Annotated in this window: 20 protein-coding genes; 12 read left to right on the plus strand and 8 right to left on the minus strand. The window is 43.3% G+C overall.

Going from position 1 to position 20835, the window contains the following annotated elements:
• The 3 genes from QZY09_RS01445 to QZY09_RS01455 all read left to right on the plus strand — a co-directional run.
• A partial coding sequence (locus QZY09_RS01445) for a toprim domain-containing protein (RefSeq protein WP_295667241.1) occupies positions 1–1347 on the plus strand: 1347 nt, incomplete at its 5' end.
• A complete protein-coding gene (locus QZY09_RS01450; RefSeq protein WP_295667244.1) occupies positions 1347–1715 on the plus strand; it encodes a YraN family protein in 369 nt (122 codons plus the stop codon). The genes QZY09_RS01445 and QZY09_RS01450, both read left to right, overlap by 1 nt.
• Positions 1716–1722: 7 nt before the next feature.
• Positions 1723–2814, plus strand: coding sequence for a glutaminyl-peptide cyclotransferase (locus QZY09_RS01455; RefSeq protein ID WP_295667247.1), 1092 nt, complete (start codon positions 1723–1725; stop codon positions 2812–2814).
• Positions 2815–2902: 88 nt separating this feature from the next.
• Here QZY09_RS01455 and pgi read toward each other — a convergent pair whose 3' ends face one another.
• Positions 2903–4549 carry a glucose-6-phosphate isomerase gene (gene pgi / locus QZY09_RS01460; protein WP_295667250.1) on the minus strand — a complete coding sequence of 549 codons (1647 nt, stop codon included), beginning with the start codon at positions 4547–4549 and terminating at the stop codon, positions 2903–2905.
• A 250-nt stretch (positions 4550–4799) separates the two neighbouring features.
• On the opposite strand from pgi, the gene QZY09_RS01465 reads away from it, so the two are divergent.
• The 3 genes from QZY09_RS01465 to QZY09_RS01475 all read left to right on the plus strand — a co-directional run bounded on the left by QZY09_RS01465 (position 4800) and on the right by QZY09_RS01475 (position 7495).
• Positions 4800–5237, plus strand: coding sequence for a hypothetical protein (locus QZY09_RS01465; RefSeq protein ID WP_295667253.1), 438 nt, complete (start codon positions 4800–4802; stop codon positions 5235–5237).
• A 138-nt stretch (positions 5238–5375) separates the two neighbouring features.
• A protein-coding gene (gene prfB, locus QZY09_RS01470; RefSeq protein WP_295667255.1) for a peptide chain release factor 2 occupies positions 5376–6468 on the plus strand; the annotation gives its coding sequence in 2 pieces (ribosomal slippage) (positions 5376–5435 and positions 5437–6468; 1092 coding nt in all).
• Positions 6469–6580: 112 nt separating this feature from the next.
• Entirely contained in the window at positions 6581–7495 is a 915-nt protein-coding gene (locus QZY09_RS01475; RefSeq protein WP_295667259.1) for an alpha/beta hydrolase, read from the plus strand.
• A 133-nt stretch (positions 7496–7628) separates the two neighbouring features.
• Here the strand turns inward: QZY09_RS01475 and QZY09_RS01480 are convergent, their stop codons facing one another.
• From QZY09_RS01480 to QZY09_RS01500, 5 genes are all read right to left on the minus strand, one after another.
• Positions 7629–8531: a metallophosphoesterase gene (locus QZY09_RS01480; protein WP_295667262.1), complete on the minus strand. Its 903-nt coding sequence runs from the start codon at positions 8529–8531 to the stop codon at positions 7629–7631.
• Between the two features lie 148 nt (positions 8532–8679).
• The gene (locus tag QZY09_RS01485; RefSeq protein ID WP_295667265.1) at positions 8680–9324 is read right to left on the minus strand and encodes a response regulator transcription factor; all 645 of its coding nucleotides are present in this window, start codon (positions 9322–9324) and stop codon (positions 8680–8682) included.
• A gap of 120 nt (positions 9325–9444) precedes the next feature.
• Positions 9445–10098, minus strand: a complete 654-nt coding sequence (locus QZY09_RS01490; protein WP_295667268.1) for an ATP-binding protein — start codon at positions 10096–10098, stop codon at positions 9445–9447.
• Positions 10099–10202: 104 nt separating this feature from the next.
• Positions 10203–10850, minus strand: a complete 648-nt coding sequence (locus QZY09_RS01495) for a hypothetical protein (protein WP_295667271.1) — start codon at positions 10848–10850, stop codon at positions 10203–10205.
• Positions 10850–11668 carry a hypothetical protein gene (locus tag QZY09_RS01500; protein WP_295667273.1) on the minus strand — a complete coding sequence of 273 codons (819 nt, stop codon included), beginning with the start codon at positions 11666–11668 and terminating at the stop codon, positions 10850–10852. The genes QZY09_RS01495 and QZY09_RS01500 overlap by 1 nt, the downstream gene beginning before the upstream one ends.
• A gap of 198 nt (positions 11669–11866) precedes the next feature.
• Here QZY09_RS01500 and QZY09_RS01505 point away from each other — a divergent pair, with 198 nt between their 5' ends.
• The 4 genes from QZY09_RS01505 to QZY09_RS01520 all read left to right on the plus strand — a co-directional run bounded on the left by QZY09_RS01505 (position 11867) and on the right by QZY09_RS01520 (position 16458).
• Positions 11867–12331 carry a hypothetical protein gene (locus QZY09_RS01505; RefSeq protein WP_295667275.1) on the plus strand — a complete coding sequence of 155 codons (465 nt, stop codon included), beginning with the start codon at positions 11867–11869 and terminating at the stop codon, positions 12329–12331.
• A gap of 211 nt (positions 12332–12542) precedes the next feature.
• Positions 12543–13208 (plus strand): GntR family transcriptional regulator, encoded by a 666-nt coding sequence (locus QZY09_RS01510; RefSeq protein ID WP_295667278.1) that lies wholly within the window; start codon positions 12543–12545, stop codon positions 13206–13208.
• Between the two features lie 219 nt (positions 13209–13427).
• Positions 13428–15686: a transglycosylase domain-containing protein gene (locus QZY09_RS01515; RefSeq protein WP_295667281.1), complete on the plus strand. Its 2259-nt coding sequence runs from the start codon at positions 13428–13430 to the stop codon at positions 15684–15686.
• A gap of 142 nt (positions 15687–15828) precedes the next feature.
• The gene (locus tag QZY09_RS01520) at positions 15829–16458 is read left to right on the plus strand and encodes a nitroreductase family protein (protein ID WP_295667284.1); all 630 of its coding nucleotides are present in this window, start codon (positions 15829–15831) and stop codon (positions 16456–16458) included.
• A 120-nt stretch (positions 16459–16578) separates the two neighbouring features.
• Here QZY09_RS01520 and QZY09_RS01525 read toward each other — a convergent pair whose 3' ends face one another.
• On the minus strand, positions 16579–17589 hold the full coding sequence (locus tag QZY09_RS01525) for a LacI family DNA-binding transcriptional regulator (RefSeq protein WP_295667287.1): 1011 nt from the start codon (positions 17587–17589) through the stop codon (positions 16579–16581).
• A gap of 170 nt (positions 17590–17759) precedes the next feature.
• On the opposite strand from QZY09_RS01525, the gene QZY09_RS01530 reads away from it, so the two are divergent.
• Positions 17760–18134, plus strand: a complete 375-nt coding sequence (locus tag QZY09_RS01530; protein ID WP_295667290.1) for a response regulator — start codon at positions 17760–17762, stop codon at positions 18132–18134.
• Between the two features lie 109 nt (positions 18135–18243).
• The gene (locus tag QZY09_RS01535; protein WP_295667292.1) at positions 18244–18720 is read left to right on the plus strand and encodes a rhodanese-like domain-containing protein; all 477 of its coding nucleotides are present in this window, start codon (positions 18244–18246) and stop codon (positions 18718–18720) included.
• A 12-nt stretch (positions 18721–18732) separates the two neighbouring features.
• Here QZY09_RS01535 and pulA read toward each other — a convergent pair whose 3' ends face one another.
• Positions 18733–20730: a type I pullulanase gene (gene pulA / locus QZY09_RS01540; RefSeq protein WP_295667295.1), complete on the minus strand. Its 1998-nt coding sequence runs from the start codon at positions 20728–20730 to the stop codon at positions 18733–18735.
• Between the last annotated feature and the right edge of the window lie 105 nt (positions 20731–20835).

The raw sequence follows: 20835 nt of genomic DNA on the forward strand, positions 1-20835 counted from the left end.
GGCTCGCTGTACGACAGGTACCGTGGCCGGGTAATGTTCCCGATCCATAGTTTTACCGGTAGGGTGATCGCCTTTGGCGGACGTACGCTTAAGAGCGATAAGAACGTACCGAAATATGTCAACTCGCCCGAGTCGGAAATCTACCATAAATCAAACGTGCTTTATGGGTTGTATTTTGCCAAAAAGGCGATCCGGGAGGAGGACAATTGTTTTTTGGTGGAGGGCTATGCCGATGTGCTTTCGGTTTTCCAGGCGGGGATCGAAAATGTGGTGGCCTCGTCTGGTACATCGCTCACCGTTGAGCAAATCAGGCTGATCGGGCGGTTCACCAAGAACATCACCATCCTGTATGACGGGGACGCCGCCGGGATCAAAGCTTCCCTTCGCGGCCTGGATATGATTTTAGAGGAGGGCCTGAATGTTAAGGTTGTGCTTTTCCCCGATGGGCACGATCCCGACTCCTATGTGCGGAGTGTAGGTACAGCCGGCTTCAAAAAACACATTGAGGACAACAAAAAGGATTTCATCCTGTATAAAACCGACTTGCTGCTGAAAGATGCTGGCAATGACCCCATAAAAAAAGCGGAAGTTATCAGGGAGATTGTTGAAAGTGTCGCCAAAATACCGGATTCCATAAAGGCTTCTGTATTTATTAAGGAATGCAGCTATTTATTGAAGATAGACGAGCGCGCCTTACTTTCCGAGCTGAATAAAATGCGGATGGCAAAAGCCAAAAAGGATTCACAGCAGCAAATCTCAAGACCTCAGGTGCCGGTTGATGAGGCGTTGCTGGAAGAGCCGCAGGAAAGGATCGAAAAAGATGATTTCAGCCAGGAAAAAGAGATCATCCGGCTATTATTACTTTACGGTAATCGGGTGATCGATTGGGATGGCATCGCCAATACCTATATCGGCCCATTTATTATCGCCGAACTAAGCGATATAGAATTTGAAAATGAAACCTGTAAATCGTTTGTTGAGATCTACCGCAGGGAGGTAGAAAATGGCGTGCTGCCGGATGAACAATATTTTATCCATCTGCCCCAAAAGGAGATTGTCGATTTAACCGTCACCCTTATCGCCACCAAATATACCCTGAGCGAAAACTGGTACGAGATGCACAAGATTTTGGTGCCCGATGAGCAGGTAAATATGCGCGCTACGATTTTAGGCGCCATTTTCCACTTAAAAAAGCAAAAGGTGGGCAAGATATTGGAAGGACTGCGCAACGAGCTACAAAAAACATCCGGCGAAGAAGACCAGGAGATCTTGCTGAACCAGTATATGCACATGAAGAAGGTGGAGAAAACGATTTCAGATTATTTGGGATCAGTAATATTGAAATAATGGCCCAACACCTCGACCTTGGCCGCAAAGGCGAAGCCCTTGCAAAAGCACACCTGGAGAATGCCGGGTACGAGATTCTGGACGAGAACTGGACGCATGGCAAATTAGAGGTCGACCTTATTGCATATAAAAACAAGGTGATTATATTTACCGAAGTAAAAACACGTACGGGCAATGGATTTGGCGAGCCGGAGGATTTTGTTGACAGACGAAAGCAAAGACTATTGGCCGAAGCGGCAGATGAGTACCTATACCTGATGAACCACCAGGGCGAAGTGCGGTTTGATATTATAGCGGTTTTGTTTGATCAGAAAAATAATTTTGTACTAAAACATATTGAAGACGCGTTTTGGCCTGATGCCACTTAAATATCACATGAAAAATAAATTAAGTTTATTAGTTGCTACCGCGACATTACTATTGTGTAATTGCAGTTGCGGCCACAAAGAACAATCTGACAATAGCGTTACCGTAAGCCCGGAAGCGGGTACTGCCTACAAATCAGGTGACCAGGTGGCGGTCAAGGCGCATTATCCCAATGATCTGAAGCCCGATTCTATCGTGTACTTACTTGATTCAATAAAAGTGGGCTCTTTAAAGGATTCATCAGCTTTAACCCTTAAAACAGATTCAATGCACCTGGGGCCGCGCATCATTACTGCGAAGGTTTACCAGGGCGGCAAAAGCCAGGATGCATCTACCAATATTGTTTTATTGGCGGTAAAAGCCCCGGTGCAGTATGCCTACAAAGTGATAAAAACATTTCCGCATGATACCAGCTGTTTTACCGAGGGGCTGGTTTACCAGGATGGTGTATTATATGAAACCGGAGGGGGCTATTTGAAACCACCAAAAGACCAGGAAGTAACCAATCAATCGAGTTTAAGGAAAGTAGATTTGGCCACAGGGAGAGTGCTGAAAAAAACAATGCTTGATTCGGCGGTGTTTGGAGAAGGGATCTCGGTTGTTGGCAATAAGATCGTCCAGTTAACCTACCACGAAAAGGTAGGATATGTGTATGATAAAGACACGTTTAATAAACTAAGCACCTTTGTAAACAATACAGGTGTTGAAGGCTGGGGTATGTGTTTTGACGGCGCAAAACTGTATATGGACGACAGTACCAACCGGATCTGGTTTTTAGATAAGGACACCTATAAGCAAATTGGTTATATTGATGTTTATGATGATAAAGGGCCGGTGAGCAGCATCAATGAGCTGGAGTACATTGATGGGAAAATATATGCCAATATCTGGCAAACCAATAACATCATCGTTATCGACCCAAAAACAGGTGCCGTGCTGGAGAAGATCGACTTGTCCAACTTGTACCCCCAGGATAAACGGGCGCCCGGCGCTGATGTATTAAATGGTATTGCCTATGATGCCGCCGGCAAAAGAATTTTTATCACCGGTAAAAAATGGCCAACACTATATCAGGTAGAGTTTAGCCCCCAGGCCCCCTAAAGGGAGAATAAAAGAAAATGCCTTGAATTTCGTCAAGGCATTTTCTTTTTTATAATGTTCTAAACTCCCCCTTTAGGGGGTTGGGGGGCTACCGCCAAGCCTTATACTGGTTGATCAAACCATTGGTTGAAGAATCATGCGAGGAAACTTCGCGGTCATCTTTCAATTCAGGCAGAATTTTACCTGCCAATTGTTTGCCAAGCTCAACGCCCCATTGATCAAAGCTGTAAATATTCCAGATGATGCCCTGTACAAATATTTTATGCTCATACATGGCGATTAATGAACCAAGGCTGCGGGGTGTAATTTCTTTCAATAGGAAGGAATTGGTTGGCCGGTTACCATCAAACATTTTGAATGGTGCCAGTTTTTCAATTTCTTCGTCGGTTTTGCCCGATTTCTTTAGTTCAGCAACCACTTCTTCACGGGTTTTACCATTCATCAATGCTTCTGTTTGTGCAAAAAAGTTAGACAGGAGCATATTGTGGTGTTCGCCAAGCGGGTTGTGCGATATGGCCGGGGCGATGAAATCGCAGGGGATCAATTTGGTGCCCTGGTGGATCAATTGATAAAAAGCGTGCTGCCCATTGGTGCCGGGTTCACCCCAGATGATCGGGCCGGTAGAGTAATCCACTGTGTTGCCGTTGCGGTCGACATGTTTACCGTTGCTTTCCATGTCGCCCTGCTGAAAGTATGCGGCAAAGCGGTGCATGTATTGGTCGTAAGGTAAAATGGCGTTCGTTTCAGCTTCGAAGAAATTATTATACCAAACACCTACCAGGGCCATGATGGCCGGGATGTTTTCTTCCAGTTCGGCAGTTTTAAAATGCTGGTCGATGGCGTGCGCGCCGGCGAGCAATTCAACAAAGTTTTCAAAACCGATGCTTAGCGCAATGGACAAACCAATAGCGCTCCACAGCGAATAGCGGCCGCCCACCCAATCCCAAAATTCAAACATGTTTTTGGTGTCAATGCCAAATTTGGATACACCTTCGCTATTGGTTGAAAGAGCCGCAAAGTGTTTGGCGACATCCCCTTCTTTAGCGCCGCCTGCCAGAAACCAGTCGCGGGCGCTGTGGGCATTGCCCATGGTTTCCTGCGTGGTAAATGTTTTTGAGGCGATCAGAAATAAAGTTGTCTCGGGGTTCAGGCCTTTTAATGTTTCAACAATATGTGTTCCGTCAACATTCGATACAAAATGCATCTGCAGGTGATTTTTATAGGCTTTCAGCGCTTCAGTCACCATTACCGGGCCAAGATCAGATCCGCCGATGCCAATATTTACCACATCGGTTATCGCTTTGCCGGTAAAGCCCTTCCAGTTACCCGAAATGATGTCGGCACTGAATGCCTTCATTTGGTCAAGCACTTTATTTACATCCGGCATTACATCTTTTCCGTCTACAAAAATGGGGGTATTGCTGCGGTTACGCAGTGCAATATGTAACACGGGGCGACCCTCGGTCGCGTTGATTTTTTCGCCGGAAAACATGGCGTCGATTGCCTTATTTAGTGAACACTCCCTTGCTAATTGTATCAGCAGGGCTACGGTCTCTTCATCGATCCGGTTTTTTGAATAATCGAAAAGGATATCTTCAAACTTCAGCGAAAACTTGCTAAAGCGTTCAGCGTCAATTTCAAACATTTCGCTGATGCTTTTTGAAGCGATATCAATATAATGGTCGGCCAGGTATTTATAAGCCTTGGTGGTAGTAAAATCTGTGTTTGGCAACATAATTGAGTGATTTTCTGCAAAAATAACAAGTTAATATTTAGTCGGGCATTAAATCTAAAACTATTACCTGTTCGTGTTATTTTAACACCATAGCCATCGTGTTTGTTTTACACTATCTGAATTGTCATAATTATAACAAATTTTGATAATTATTTGAACATTCAAAATAATTAAAGCCTATATTTGTATGGATGATAAAAAAATAATGCTTTTGTCATCAAATTGTTAATCTGCTAAACCAAAATTTACCATGTTTGAAAAACTCTTTTTACTTGTCAAGAATAACGCCGGGAGGGCTGTTATAGACAATCCGGAGATCCCGGAGAAGTACCATGAAGCGGTGATCAACGAAGCTTCAAGTTCAATTATTGAGGTGTTAAAGGGCCAGATGGAGACGGGAAAGGTAAAAGACCTGGTACGCTTTTTCCAGTTTTCGGGATTTTATAACAAATCACTGGTAGCAAGCATCGTTAATAAATTTGCTAATAAACTAAACAAATTTTACGGTTTAGCGCCGGAACCTGCTATGCATGCCGCCCAATTGCTGATTCCGCCGGTGATGGAAGAAATGGTAAAACAGGCAAAAAACGAACAAAATAAAGATTTCGGGTTATCCAACCTGTTATCAAAATTAACAGGCGGTCAGCGCGACATGAGCGGCCTGGTAAACCAGCTGAGTATAGGTTAGGTAATACGACTTTTAAAAAGCTAGAAGGGTTGTAAAGAAAAAATCTTTACAACCCTTTTTTAATTACGGATCAAATCAATTTGCAACATTTCAACCTTACAACAATCCAACTTTACAACAAAACAATATATTTGCCACATGACTAAAGAACAGATCCAGGATTTAAGGGAAAGAGTAACTTCCCTGAGGAGGCATCTTTGACATCGACAAGAAACTCGATGCATTACAAAAAGAACAGGATATAACCATTGGGCCGGGTTTTTGGGACTATCCCAAAGAAGCTGAAAAGGTATTAGCCTCCATCAAAACAAAAAAAGTGTGGACAGACGCCTACCAGAAAGTAGTTTCGGTAGTGGAAGATACAGGGGTGTTGTTTGAGTTTTTCCAGGCTGGCGATGCAACCGAAGCCGAAATGGAAGAGCAATACCAGTTGGCACTTAAAGCCGTTGAAGAGCTGGAATTTAAAAACATGCTCTCGGCCGAAGAGGACCAGTTTAACGCTGTATTGCAAATTACAGCCGGCGCCGGTGGTACTGAAAGTTGCGACTGGGCTGGTATGCTGATGCGAATGTACATTATGTGGGCCGAAAAGAACGGTTACAAAGTAAGCGAACAGGATTTTCAGGAAGGAGATGTAGCGGGTGTTAAAACTGTAACACTGCAAATAGAGGGTGATTTTGCTTATGGCTATTTAAAAGGCGAAAATGGCGTTCATCGTTTGGTGCGGATTTCGCCGTTTGACTCCAATGCCAAGCGCCATACCTCATTTGCCTCGGTGTATGTTTATCCCCTGGTGGATGATACCATTGAGATTGATGTAAAAGATGCTGATATTGAATTTGAAACTTTCAGATCGGGCGGCGCCGGCGGACAAAATGTGAACAAGGTGGAAACGGCTGTAAGGCTCTATCACAAACCCTCCGGGATCATCATCAAAAACCAGGAATCACGTTCACAGTTGCAAAACAAGGAAAATGCGATCCGGTTGCTAAAATCGCAGTTGTATGAGGCTGAAATGCGCAAGCGCCTGGAAACAAGCAACGCGATAGAAGGCAATAAGAAAAAAATTGAATGGGGATCGCAGATCCGTAATTATGTTTTGCATCCGTATAAACTCGTTAAAGATTTACGTACCGATTATGAAACATCCAATGCCGCCGCGGTACTTGACGGCGACCTGAATGATTTTTTAAAGGCTTACCTGATGGAATTTGGGGGCGATAAGGGGTAGTTAAAGGGTTGATTGTGTGAATGGTTGATTTGAAGAAATATATTAATTTGTTTAGTAAAGACGCGATGTTTCGAGGCTTTTACTTTGGTTGAAATATATAATGCTAAAAATTATGAAAACGTCACTCCTTATTTCAGTTTTTGTTAGTTCAATGTTATTTGCTATGGCCCAGGAAAAACAAATTCCCTTATATCCTAATGGTGTGCCCAACAGCAAACCGGCACCATCAACCTATGTTCAAAAGCTGGACAGGGACTGGATGCTTATGGTTACTGCACCGACCATTACCCCCTACCTCCCTGCAAAGGGAACGGCAAATGGAGCCGCTATCTTGATATTTCCGGGTGGGGGCTATGCTGGCCTTTCTATGGAAAATGAAGGCTCCAATATTGCAGCGGCTTTCAATAAATTTGGGGTAACCGCTTTTGTGGTTACTTACCGGCTGCCGAGCGATGACATCATGGTTGATAAAACCATCGGCCCGCTGCAGGATGCACAGCAAGCGGTTTTAATGGTGAGAAAGAACGCTGCTCAATGGGGCATTAAACCTGATAAGATCGGGATCATCGGATTTTCGGCCGGAGGGCATTTGGCATCGACGGAAGGAACACATTATAATAAACCCGTGATCGATGATAAAGAGGGCATCAGTGTTCGCCCTGATTTTATGGTGCTGCTTTACCCGGTGATCACATTTGGTCCGATGGCGCATGTGGGCTCAAGGGAAAACCTGATCGGTGAAACACCGTCGCAGGATCTGATTGATCTATACAGCAACGAAAAGCAGGTAACCGCCAATACGCCTCCAACCTTTTTAGTGCATGCCGAAGATGATGATTTGGTGCCGGTTGAGAATACGCTGATGTTTTACGATGCGCTTTTAAAAGCAAAAGTAAAAGCCGAAATGCACATTTTTCAGTCAGGAGGACACGGCTTTGGACTGAACAACCCAAAAACCAAAGACAAGTGGATCGATTGGTGTAAAAACTGGATGGAAGAAAATGGGTTTATCCCCCCGGCGCAATAGCCCATAAAGGGCAGAATAAAAGAATATCGAATAATGAATTTGGAATATCGAATGCCGAAGGTAACTTCATTATTCTGCACCGGCCTACCGGCAGGCAGGTGCAGAATTCGGTGTTCGATATTATTAAAAGGCATCAATAATTAACATAACGTTCGTCAAACGTGCCATCGGCATAAAAATCGATCAACCCGTATCCGGGCGCGGTTTCGCGTTTGTTGCCTTCCCACCAGGCACCGCTTACGGCGCCGTTGCAGATATAGGTTACATTATTATAAACCACTTTGTCGCGCAGGTGGATATGCCCGCTCAGGCATAGTTTTACGTTGGAGTGTTGATAGAATAAGCTGGTGATCTTAGCAATATCGGTATGCATGTCACCACCCAATACTTCCCAGCGGTTTACCGCGGTTTGGTCGTCAACCATAAGGGTTGCGGTAAGCAACGGGATATGCGACATGATACAAACGGGCATATCTTGAGGGCTTGACTTTAACTCTTTTTCCAGCCAGCTAAACTGTTCCTCACCCAATTTGCCAATGTACCAGGTGTTGTCAATGTCCAGGTGAACACTGTCCAGCAAGACAAATTTCCAGCCGTTTTTGACGAAGCTATAATAAGGGGATGCCAGTTGTAACTGGTTGATGGCATATTCCTTGCCATACAGGGCTTGTCCTTTATCGTTTTCGTTCCACCAGATATCATGATTGCCCAGGATGTAATGAACAGGCAGGCTGCAGTCTGATTTAATCAGCGAATGCCAAAGCTTCCATTGGGTGTTGATGGTATCCAGGTTTTCCTTGTTCATATCAAAAACGATATCGCCGCCGTTCAGGATCAGGTCTACATTGGGCTGCTGCTGTACATGGTGCAGGCAGCGGGCGAAACGCGCCGGGGCATCAAACTTGTCTTTAAGGTGTACATCGGTGAGGTGAGCTACCCGCAAAACGGGCTTTTTATCGCCGGCGAAAGTTTTAAATGGCAGAGCGGGCAAAAGTAATGCGCCGCCAAGTGTTTTGAGAAGGGAACGTCTTTCCATTGTTAGCATCAAGAGTCAATAACCGGGAGCCAAGATAGGAAGAAAACAAAGGAGGGCCAAGAACGGTGATTCAGGAAAGAAAGCATATGGCCTGAATTATACACCGCCACTCTTGATCCCTGGTTCTTTACTCCCGGCTCTGTCTTCCCTACTCAAAATTAAATATACCATTTTGAATAGCGTACAATACCAAGCCAGAACGTGATTTTAAATTCAGTTTCAGGAAAAGCGCTTCGCGGTAGTTATCAACCGTGCGGGGGCTTACAAACATCTGGTCGGCTATTTCTTTATAGGTAAGTTCGGAGCAGCAGAGTTTTAAAAACTCCAGTTCTTTTTTGGTAAGGTCCGGTAAATCCTCTTTATCCGAAACGGACCGCAATAGTTTTCCGGAAACCATTTCATTAATGTAGCTACCTTTTTCGTGGATAGCTTTAATGGCTTCCAGCAATTCGCGCGGGCGCGATTCTTTTAACACATAGCCCCCGGCCCCGCATTTGATCATCCGGATCACCGCCTTATCATCCTCGAACATGCTTAAGGCCAGCACTTTTACCTTCGGATGTTTCTGCTTCAGCCATTTAGTAGTATCATAACCATCCATTACCGGCATATTAATATCCATTAATATTACGTCTGGAAGCGGGTATTTGTTCAACGCCTGCTGCAATTGTTCTCCGTTTTCCGCATCAAACAGAACGTTGAGTTCCGAAAATTCGGACATCAGTGCGGCAACGCCATTCCTGAAAAGGGTATGGTCGTCTACGATGGCGATGTTGATTTTGTTTGTTTCCATTATTTTTAAGGATAAGTATAGCCTCACCTAAATCCTCTCCAAAAGAGAGGACTTTTTATTTGTTTCAATTATGTCATCCTCTTCAGAACCCTCTCCTTTGGAGAGGGCAGGGTGAGGCGTTTAAGGATAAGGAATTGAAATAGTTACCCGCGACCCTTCACCCGGGCTTGAAATAATAGCCGCTTCGCCCCCGATAATAGCCGCCCTTTTGCGGATATTTTGCAATCCCATTCCGGCTTTCCCGCCAGGCAGGCTATCCGCATTAAAGCCCACGCCATTGTCGGTCATGGTTAATTTTAAATGGCCATCGAAATGGTCGAGTGCGATGCTGATTTGTGTGGCGGCCGCATGTTTAATGATATTATTGAAAATCTCCTGAACAATCCGAAAAATGATCAGGTCCTTATCCGGGTTACCCGCGGCGGGTAAATCCTCCCCCGGAAGGTAAAGGATCTCGTAACGGCCTGAGCGTTCCATCCAGCTAACTTCCTGCCTTATAGCCTCCGGCAAGCCCAGGGCCACCAACTGGTCGCCCTGCAGCAGGTGGCCCAGCAGGCGCATTTCTTTGATGGAGCGCAGCGTCAGGTCGATGGAATCATTGATCTTTTGCCGGGCTTTTGCTTCGTTATCCAGCTCAATGGAATTGAGGGTTAATGAAGTAAGGCTCAGCAACTGGCCTATGTTATCATGCAGGTCTGCGCCGATGGTTTGCATGGTTTGTTCCTGCACTTCGAGCTGGGTTTTGGCTATTTCCGTTTCGAAGGTTAGTTTCATTTGGGCTTTTTCTTCGATATGGCGCTTTTTGCGTTGGTTGTAAACGAAAATGTAGGCCACCAGAAATGCTGGCGCTAGCAGAAAAACAATCGTTAAAAAAGTTATTAAGCTATTGATTTCCTTTGACGATATCTGCATATAAATGAGTAACTCCAAAATCCATACAAAATAATATTCAAATAGTTAAAAATACTATACCTGCTTGTAAACAAAGGCCATGCCCTTGAACTTAAAAAAGTATAATATAGATTACTTACAACACTTCCAAAGCAAAAGAACAATGTTCCGGCCACCCACCAAAACGGTGGATATGCAGACAGTTTATGATAAATTTCACTATCAATTAGCAGGTAATAATAGTACAGACCGTAGCAAATAAACAATACCAGCATTACTGTTTCGGTGATATCATTGTATGCGCTAAAGCCTCTGCTAATTGTTTCAAAAATATAAAGGATAACCAGGAAAAGGCCACCAAACCCAATAAAACGAATATTGGAAGTAAAACTACTAATCAAATAACGATACATTGTTGAAATAAAAAAGGCTTCAATAATCAAGTAAATATTATAAACCCAATCGTTGGGTTCCTTATTAATGCGGAGCGCTCTGCCTGTTATTTCTACAACGCAAGTCATTAACAAAAGCATGGGCATTTTTTTCCATGCTCCACTTTCGTAACGAAGAAAAACCATTGCAATGACGGTGGTTGCTATTTCCATCGCAATGTTAAGGCTTATGTAATTAATCATTATCCTATTTTAAGCGCAACTCCAAAACAAGTTGGGTGGCATTGCTCCCCGTTATCCGCCCCATCAAAAAGTTTGTGGCCGTCACAATCAAAATAATCTCGCCTTTGAATTTCATTTCCTTTCTCCTTCCAATGCTCTGTTGTGACAATTACAAACCCGTCTAATCCAGGGTAAAGGATATCTATATTTGGCCTTTTCCCGAAATAAAGGCGGAGACCATTAAACCGTGTCGTTAAATAGTCTTTAAACATTCGAATATCAAACCACTCACAACTGGTGTTTATTACACTAGTGCCGAAATTCCAAACCATTTCTGTTGCATACTTCATATTGATGTAGTGGGTTGCGTCTCGGTTACAATTTCTATCCTCATTGTAATCTTTGTCTATTTCGTAAAGCCGTGCTCCGCCGCCACACGAATTATCGTTGCAGATTTCTCCGTTTAGTGAGTATTTCGTTTGGCCATCCGTGAAAAGAAGGTCATCAACATCATGTTCAAAATAATCTTGATGAATAGTTTTGCCTGTTTGTGGGTCAATACCATTGTTATAAGTGGATACTAGCAGAACCGTGTTTTTACCTTGCTTGTTTGTGGCATAATAAATCCTTACCCCATCTACGTCTAACCATGCCTTCTCCTTCATTAACAAATTTACCATGTTAACAATCATCTCCTTGCTGAACCAAACGCTTGTCAACATGGGTTTTCGACGATTTGAAGTGTTGAAATCGTCAACCATTGTTTGGGAATCGGCTTTACTAAAGCCATTTAAAGTAATTAAGCTAAGTTTTGCATCATTTTTTGAAGATGGTTTCATTGTTACAAAGTTTAAGTTGTGAATAATTAATAAAGTTTATTACCCCTAAAATCCGAATTAACTTCCACATTACCAACGCTTTTTCACCTTTTTTATACCGTAAAAACACCTTGTTAAAAAGGGATATATTACGGCGTCTAAGAGTATAAATTATAGCGAAAATTGAAAAAAAACAATCAAACACTAAAAATTAAAACAATGAAAAAGTTCTTATTATTAACCCTAACCATAGTGGCTTCGGGATTTTCGGCTAATGTTTTTGCCCAGGCAAGTGATGCTACTGTGACCAAAGTAACGATCACTTTTAATACCCATAATGATAATAAAGATCATGACACACAATTAAATGTGTCGATTAAAACCAAAGTTAATCTCTTTCTAAGCAAAGATATTGCAACAGGAAATAATTTAGGGGGCGATATGGAATTCGTCGACCCCTCTACCCATAGTTTCGACTTAGTATTACGCTCTGATAATATTAAAGTATCTGATTTGCAATTACCAATAATAGATATTGATGTTCAGCCAAATGGAAATGATAGATGGATATTTGATTATGTAGTGCAATTAACATTCAGTGATGGGAATACTTATTCATCTAAATCCCAGGGAGTAATACTCGACCAGGATAACAAACATTACGAAGGTGTATTTTCCAATTAATTATTGTAAAAACGGAGGTGCTCTTTTTGAGGCCTCCGTTTTTACAAATCGTTTTAAATATAAAAAAACGCTGACTAATAAATAGATGTCAGCGGCACCAAAATTGCGTATAAAATATTTCGAGTTATTTACCCCCCCCCCCATTCCTAACAAAAATATAACACCCAATTCTCATTAATTCCATTAAATTTACGCATCATATGATGATGCGATGAACCCTGTCCACATTTCTCACAGATCCTTAGCCGATGAGGTTGCTTCGCTGCTGCAGGATAGAATTTTAAAAGGTGAATACAAGGTTAACCAAAAGCTGCCGGTAGAGGCAAAGCTGATGGCGTTATATGGCGTTGGCCGTTCTACCGTCCGCGAAGCGGTAAAGATTTTGGTGAACTCAGGCTTTTTGCGTGTGCAGCAGGGAAAGGGTACTTTTGTTGAAGACAATACGGGGATGAACGAACCCCTTAACCAGCGCCTGAAAAGAGCCAACCCGGAACATATTATTGATATGCGGCAGATGCTGGAAATAAAAATAGCCGAGAAGGCCGCCAGCAACCGCACCGGAAATGACATCTCAAAACTGGAGCACTTTATGAATAAAAGACAAAAAGCTGCCGATCAGAATTTACCGGTAGAATGTATTGAGGCCCATATTAACTTTTTCCAGATGCTGGCAGATGCCTCGAAGAACGACCTGCTGTCGGGCTTTTACAAACAGTTTTTGCTGCAGTTGAAAACCGAAATGCTGGAAAACATGAAAGACACCTCTTTTTTTAAAGAAAAACGCGATCATTACCAAAACCTATTGGATGGTGTTTTGCGGCAGGACGCTAAAAAGGCCGCCTTCTGGATTGGCAAAATTAACGGGACGATTGTGTAACAAAGCATATCGCCGATTGTGCTGATAGCGCGGACCGGGCCGGCAATTATGTCGTAATGCCTGATGAGCACCCCGATGGCACTCCCCGGGCCATTTTCAATAATTAAATCTATATTTCCTGTTATTTGGCCTTAAACCGGCGTGTTTAAGGAAACATTTTACCTGCGGCAGCGTTTGTAACCCATAAGAATTAGTTTAGTTTTGGATAAATATTTTTGAATGCGTCGCCTTAATCTCAAAAACATCCGCCTGAATATGAAATATGTTCGTATTGCGGGTATTGTACTTGCCGTTATTTTTGTTTTGCTGCTGATTGGCGGATATATTGCCTATACCAAACGCGAGGCCCTTTTGCAGCATGCTATAGCCAAAGCCAAACAAAAAGTCAAAAAAGATTATAACCTCGACCTGGAAATAGGTTCGGCAAGGTTTACCGGCCTTGGTACCGTTGATTTTACCGATATCACCATTGTTCCGGCACAGCGGGATAGTTTGCTCAGCATCAAAAATTTTGAGGTAAGTATTAAATTAATTCCGTTGATTTTTGGCAATGTAAAACTGGCAGAGGTGACCATGCAGAACGGGCACCTTAATTTGACCGACATTAACCACGTTAAGAATTTTGATTTTTTATTCAAAAAGAAAAAAGATACAACAGACACCCATTCAAAGGTCGACCTGTCTGAACTTTCCTATAACCTCATTAACCAGGTCTTGTACAAGATCCCTGATAACCTGGATGTAAGTAATTTCCTGGTATCGTTTACCACAGATAGCGCGAGTTTGCGGTTGCTGACCCGCAATGCGGTAAATAAAGACGGGCAGCTTACCTCGACCATTGATATTAACAACGGGGCAGCTACCTGGCATTTCGCCGGAAAGATGCGCGCATCAGACAAGGATATTGATATTAAATTATATGCAGATGGAAAAAAGGTGGAAATGCCTTATGTTGACAAGCGGTACCATTTAAAAGTAAACTTTGACACGCTGAGCACCCGCCTGAGCAAGGTTGAACAAAGCGGCGGTGAAACCCGTATTTATGGTTCGTGGAGCGCAAAAAACCTGGCGATTAACCAGGGCCGGCTCTCGTCCGCTGATATTGTTTTCCCTAAAGCCGGTATAGAAGCCAATATATTTGTGGGCTCGAATTATGTATCGGTCGATAGCTCGTCGGTTATTACGATGAATAAAATAACGGCTCACCCATATATCAAATACACTTTAAACCCGGTAAAGGTTTACGAATTAAAGCTCAATACCGGGTGGACGGATGCCCAGGACTTTTTTGATTCGCTGCCCGCGGGCATTTTTGATTCGCTGATGGGTATGCAGGTTGCCGGGAAACTGAACTATAGCCTGAATTTGTTTTTAAATGCTTCTGACCCGGACAATGTGCAGTTTGATTCGCGGCTGAACAAAGATGATTTCCGCATTATCCGCTACGGCAATACTGACTTTAGTAAATTAAACAGCTCATTTACCTATACGCCCTTTGAATTTGGCAAGCCAATGCCATCGCGGGTGATCGGGCCGCAAAACCCTAATTATACGCCGTTGAGCGATATCTCCCCCAACCTGCAATACGCAGTGATGACGGCTGAAGACCCTTCATTTTATAACAATAACGGGTTTGTGGAAGAATCGTTCCGCAAGTCGCTTGCTACCAATTATAAAGAGAAAAAGTTTAAGCGCGGCGGCAGCACTATTTCCATGCAGCTGGTAAAAAACGCCTTTTTAAGCAGGGAAAAAACAGTTGCCCGGAAGGCTGAGGAAATGCTGATCGTATGGATGATCCAGAACGGGCACATCATGACCAAAGACCGTATGCTGGAAGTATATTTTAATATTATTGAATGGGGCCGTAATGTTTACGGGATTGGCGAAGCATCACGGTATTATTTTAACAAAACACCTTCTGAACTTACGATTGGCGAAAGCATTTACCTGGCCAGTATTGTACCTCACCCCAAAACCGGATTGTATTCGTTTTTGCCGGATGGATCGCTCAGGCCCGGGCTGGTGGGCTATTTTAACCTGATAGGCAATTTAATGGCAGGTCACGGCCGGGCGCAGCAGGATAGCAGCAACTATGGCTTTTATACTGTACGGTTAAAAGAAAGCCTGCGCAAAGAAGCGCCGGCCGATACCACGCTGGCCGATAGCCTGATTAAACACGACAAGGAAGAAAATGGCGACGATGCACCGCCGGTAGCTGCTGAGCCGGTAAAAAAGCCATCCTTTTTACAGCGGATCTTCGGGAAAAAAGACACGATTCCTAAAAAAGAGGAACCAAAGATCGATCCCAAAGCGAGACTAAAAGCCGAAATTGAAAAGCTGCGCAACGATGAGGAGCAAAAAGAGCTGCTGATAGATACTGCCGGCAAAACCCGAAAGGAGATCCGCCAGGAAAAACGAAGGATGCGAAGCGAGGAAAAAGACCAGGAAAAAGCATTGAAGACTGCTGCGGGTGGATAAGAAACACTCCACTCGCTCATTGTAAGCGGTGGGGGATATCGGGCCCGCCGCCCACTGTCTCGCCATTGTAAAATAAGTATTGCCCGGCTGTGACCAAATTAAATGTTTAAACATATACGTTTGCATAAACATTTAGAAAATTATGTCACTCATAGATAAATTACAAAGGCGTTATGCCACCAAAAAATTTGATCCTGCAAAAAAATTAAGTGCCAAACAATTGGACGACCTGCTGAGCGCTGTGCAATTGTCGCCATCATCATACGGTTTGCAATCCTATAAAGTATTGGTTGTTGAAGACCCGGCGATAAGGGAACAATTGCGCGAGGCCGCACATGGCCAGTCGCAGATCACTGATGCTTCCCAGGTGTTGGTTTTCGCTTCAGAAACAGCTATTGACGAGGCTTTGGTAAACAAATACGTAGATAATATTGCCTTAACCCGCCATGTGGACCGTACGCACCTGGCCGGCTTTGAAAACACCATGGTAGGCACTGTAAACCGTTTAAGCGAGGACCAGAAAATAGCGTGGTCGCACAAACAGGCTTATATTGCTTTAGGCGTATTGTTAACCGCCGCTGCCGAAATGGGTATTGATGCCTGCCCGATGGAAGGTTTCCAGGCCGGTAAATTTGATGAAATTTTAGGTTTAAAAGAAAAAGGCTTGACAGTATCAGTAATTGCCCCGATAGGCTTTCATGCTGAAGATGATGGCTATAGCCACCTGCCAAAAGTACGCAGGCCAAAAGAAGAAATGTTTATACACGTGTAAGTTGATTTAGTGAATGGTTGATCGGGTTGATTAAGTTGGGGAGCTGCAGAGGGGGAGGGGATCCGGTCAGCTTTTAACCGATTTACAAAGTTGGCGGAAAACTTCTCAATCAACACTCATCTATCCTCCCGACGATTTCCTGATATACAGTTTCGACTTCAATACATGCTGCTTCTTTTGTATCGGGAGCCCTTTTGATTCCAGCTCATCAAACAATAGGCTGGCCGCTTTGCTGCCGAGCTCAAAAGCCGGTTGTGTTATGGTAGACAGTGGCGGGTTCAAAAGCGGCGCGATGTGCAGGCTGGAGAAGCTGATCACTTTCAGGTCGCGGGGGATATCAATATTCAGGTCGTGGCAAACGTAGTAGGTAGCAAAGGCAAGGCGCTCCACCGAGCTGAAAATACCATCGGGCTTCAACTCTTCCAGCACCTTCTTCAGGATGCCGTAGTTCACCTTTTCATCATTACTGCAATCGATAACCAGTTCGTCATTAAAAGGGATGCCATGCTTCTGCAAAGCGTCGATATAGCCCTGCATACGTACCTTGCCGATGGAAATACTTTTGTTTACCACCAGGTAGGCTATTCTTTTGCAGCCGGTATTAATTAAGTGCTCGGTTGCAGAAAAACTACTTTCGTAGTCATTGGTAATTACTTTGGCGGCTTCAATATCTTCGTATACACGGTCAAAAAACACTACGGGAATGTTTTTCTGTTCGAGCTGGCGGAGGTAATTGTGGTCATTTGCTTCGCCGGATACCGACATAATAATGCCGTCGACCTTGCCGTTGTTGAGGTAATTGATAAAAGATACTTCTTTCTCAAAAACATCATCAGTACGGTAAAGTAAAATATAAAAACCCTTTTTTCGTGCTATTTCTTCGATCCCATTGATGGCCTGGGCGAAAAAATCATTTGCGATCTCGGGAACAATAACCGCCAGTGTCCTGCTTTTTTTATCACGGAGATTGCTTGCATAATGGTTTGGTAAAAAATTATGCTCTTTCGCGAATGCCAATATCCTTTCTTTAGTGTCCTTATTAATATCCGGGCTGCCGTTAAAAGCCCTCGAAATAGTTGATGTTGAAATATTTAATTTCTTAGCCAGTATTTTAATATTAATATTATCCATTTTAGGGTATTGGTTATTCGCTCATCAAATGTAATAAAATCAGGGTATTGTGTTTAAATTGAAATTTAATATTCTTAAACAGAATAAAACAGGGTTTATTGCCTTTATGGCAGCGTGTTAGATAAATAAATATTAAAAGTGGCATATGCTTTGCACAACTACTGGCAGCAATGGATACGATAGTGAAGAAGATATTAATAGTTGAAGAGAATCCGTTAATGATGGAGGTGATGACCTATATTCTGATCAATTACGGATATGAGGTGTTTGCACTTTCAAATGGAAATGAAGTTTTCAAATTTATTAAGAAAAATCAACCCGACCTTGTGATTCTTGATGATATTTTACACGGGATCAATGGTCGGGAAATATGCCAGCTGATCAAACTCAATAAAACGACCAGTAATCTGCCGGTTATTATGTGTTCGGGAGATGATTACCTCGATGAAGATCTAACACAAAAGGGCTGTCCTGATGATGTTCTGCACAAACCGTTCGACATTACCAGCCTGGTCGAAATGGTTGCTTACCAACTGGCAGCTTAAAACTGGTATAGGTTTTAGTAATAGCAGGCAAATTTCTATTTCTTTTTACCTTCTCTGATTGATAAATCCCATCTTTACCGTGTTAAATGTATTCCTAGTTTTCGTCAATATGAAAAAAATCTTTTTTATAGCATTGTTGAGTTTTTCAATTATAGGGCTAACCTATAAAACAGCAACCGCACAAGCTACCCCGCTAACCCAGCAGGCGCTGGCGCCTGCCGCTCCCTGGTCAGAGAGTCAGCTTATCGAACCAGCCGCATTATCGGCTGAACTTAAAAGTCCGGGAACAAATACGCCGATGATCTATAATATTGGTGCAGTAGAAGATATTAAAGGCGCTAAACACATCGGTGCGGTAAGCAAAGCCGAAAACCTTGAAAAGTTTAAGAGTGCTGTAGCCGCCCTACCCAAAAATACCATCATAATTATTTACTGCGGGTGCTGCCCATTTACCAAATGCCCCAATATTCGCCCGGCTTTCCTTGAATTAAAAAAGGAGGGCTTTACAAATATTAAGGTGCTGAACCTGCCCACTAATTTAAAATCAGACTGGATCGCCAAAGGTTACCCCCTCGAAAGTAAATAAATAACCGCGGCTTTATTTGCTGTATAAAACATAGGCGGAGGTGCCGGCAATGTCCATACTTCCGGCCGCAACTGTTTTAATCCCGGCCTCATTTATGGTGTTTTCATCGGCAGCTACCGTCCAATTGCCTGCCAGTAGTTTGATGGTCTGGTTTGCTGTATTCCCGTTTAGGATAACCAGGATGTTTTTCCATTTATCGCCGTTGGCATGGTTGCTGATCTGGTAACAGATCAATCCCGGAACACCTGTGTTCACAAATTTAAGGTGCTCATTGATCATCTTTGCAGACGGCATGCGGAAAGCCGGATGGCTTTTTCGTAGGGAGATCAGTCCCTTATAATACTCAAATACAGCTTTGTATTTTGTTTTTCGGCTCCAGTCAATCTGGTTGATGGAATCAGGTTTATTAAATGAATTGGCAACGCCCTGTTTTGTACGCAATAATTCAGCGCCGGAGTGCAAAAAAGATACGCCCTGGGAGGTGAGCACAATTGCATTTGCTAGTTTATCCATCTTTATCAAGTCGGCTTCCGACGCATTTGGGTTGGATATTTTTAACCGGTCGAATAAGGTGTTATCATCATGACAGGAAACATAGGTGATAGTTTCGTACGGTTCGGATGCCCATGGGCCTTTATCGTAATTGACCAGGCCGTAATTTACCTGCGGATTGGGAATCGAAGCAACGATACCGAACTTTACGCTTTCGTCCATTTTTGTATTTCCGCTTACAAAGCCTTTTTCTTTCAGGTCACCCCAGCCCCCTTTTAAGCCATCGCGCAGGTCGTCGCTAAAAACAGCTTGTTCATGCAGTTTTGATACATTCTTTTTAACCGCCCTTAAAGCTTCGGGCATTGGGCTGTTGCCCGCTGTCCACCCTTCCCCATAGACGAAAATGCTTGGGTCGATTTGATGCAGCGTATCGCTGATCATGTTCATGGTTTTAATGTCATGAACCCCCATCAAATCAAACCTGAAACCGTCCAGGTGGTATTCCTTTGCCCAGAATACCACAGACTCGATAATGAATTTTCGCGTCATCGGCATTTCTGATGCCACCTCATTGCCGCAGCCGGTTGCGTTTGAATATGTTCCATCCGGGTTATGCCGGTAAAAATATCCCGGTGCAAACTGGCTGAAGTTGGCGTGATCAATGTCGCTGGTATGGTTATAAACAACATCAAGGATAACCCTTAGCTCATTTTGATGCAGGGTTTGCACCATTTTTTTAAATTCCTTTATCCGTACATTTCCATCGTAAGGGTTGGTGGAGTAGCCACCTTCTGGTACGTTATAATTCAGCGGGTCGTACCCCCAATTGTATTGTCCCGAGCCGGGTTTAGTTTCGTCAATCGAATTGAAATCAAAGCAGGGAAGCAGGTGAACATGTGTTACACCCAACTCTTTAATATGGTCCAGTCCGGTTGTTTCTCCATCAGGACTTTTGGTGCCTGTTTCTGCAAGCCCTGAATATTGGCCCTTATGCTGTATACCGGAGTTTGGATCGACAGAGATATCCCGCATATGTAATTCATATATAATGATATCTGTAAAGTTTTTTAGCGCCGGTTTTTTATCGTTTCGCCAGTTTTTGGGGTTGGTTGAAGCCAGATCCACCACCATGCCGCGTTTGCCGTTTACACCCACTGCTTTGGCATAAATATCCGGGGACTCCAGCAGCCACTTACCATCCTGCATTACCTGGAAGGTGTAGTATTTATTTTTGACGTTTTTATCGACCACAATTTTCCAAACGCCCTTACTGCCTTTTGCCATATAGATGGTACTGAAAGCTTCGCCACCGTCGCCGGCATCATATAAACGCAACTTAACTTCTGATGCCCTTGGCGCCCAAACTTTAAACACTGTTTTCAGCGTCGAATATTTAACACCGAGATCTTTGCCGGTATAAACAGGATAATTGTTAAATGCGCCAACAAGTTGCGCATGGCCGGCGGTTTTAAGCATGGTTAAAAACAAGATAATTGAGAGTGCTTTTGAATATTTCATAATCGGTTGTCCGGGATCGTTCCCGCTTTGGATGATTGGTTAAATATAGAATTAATTTAACGTGCAATTGCTTTTCAATTTCGCCATTTAAATGATTTCTCATCA

This window comes from uncultured Mucilaginibacter sp., from assembly GCF_903913935.1.
GTDB lineage: Bacteria > Bacteroidota > Bacteroidia > Sphingobacteriales > Sphingobacteriaceae > Mucilaginibacter.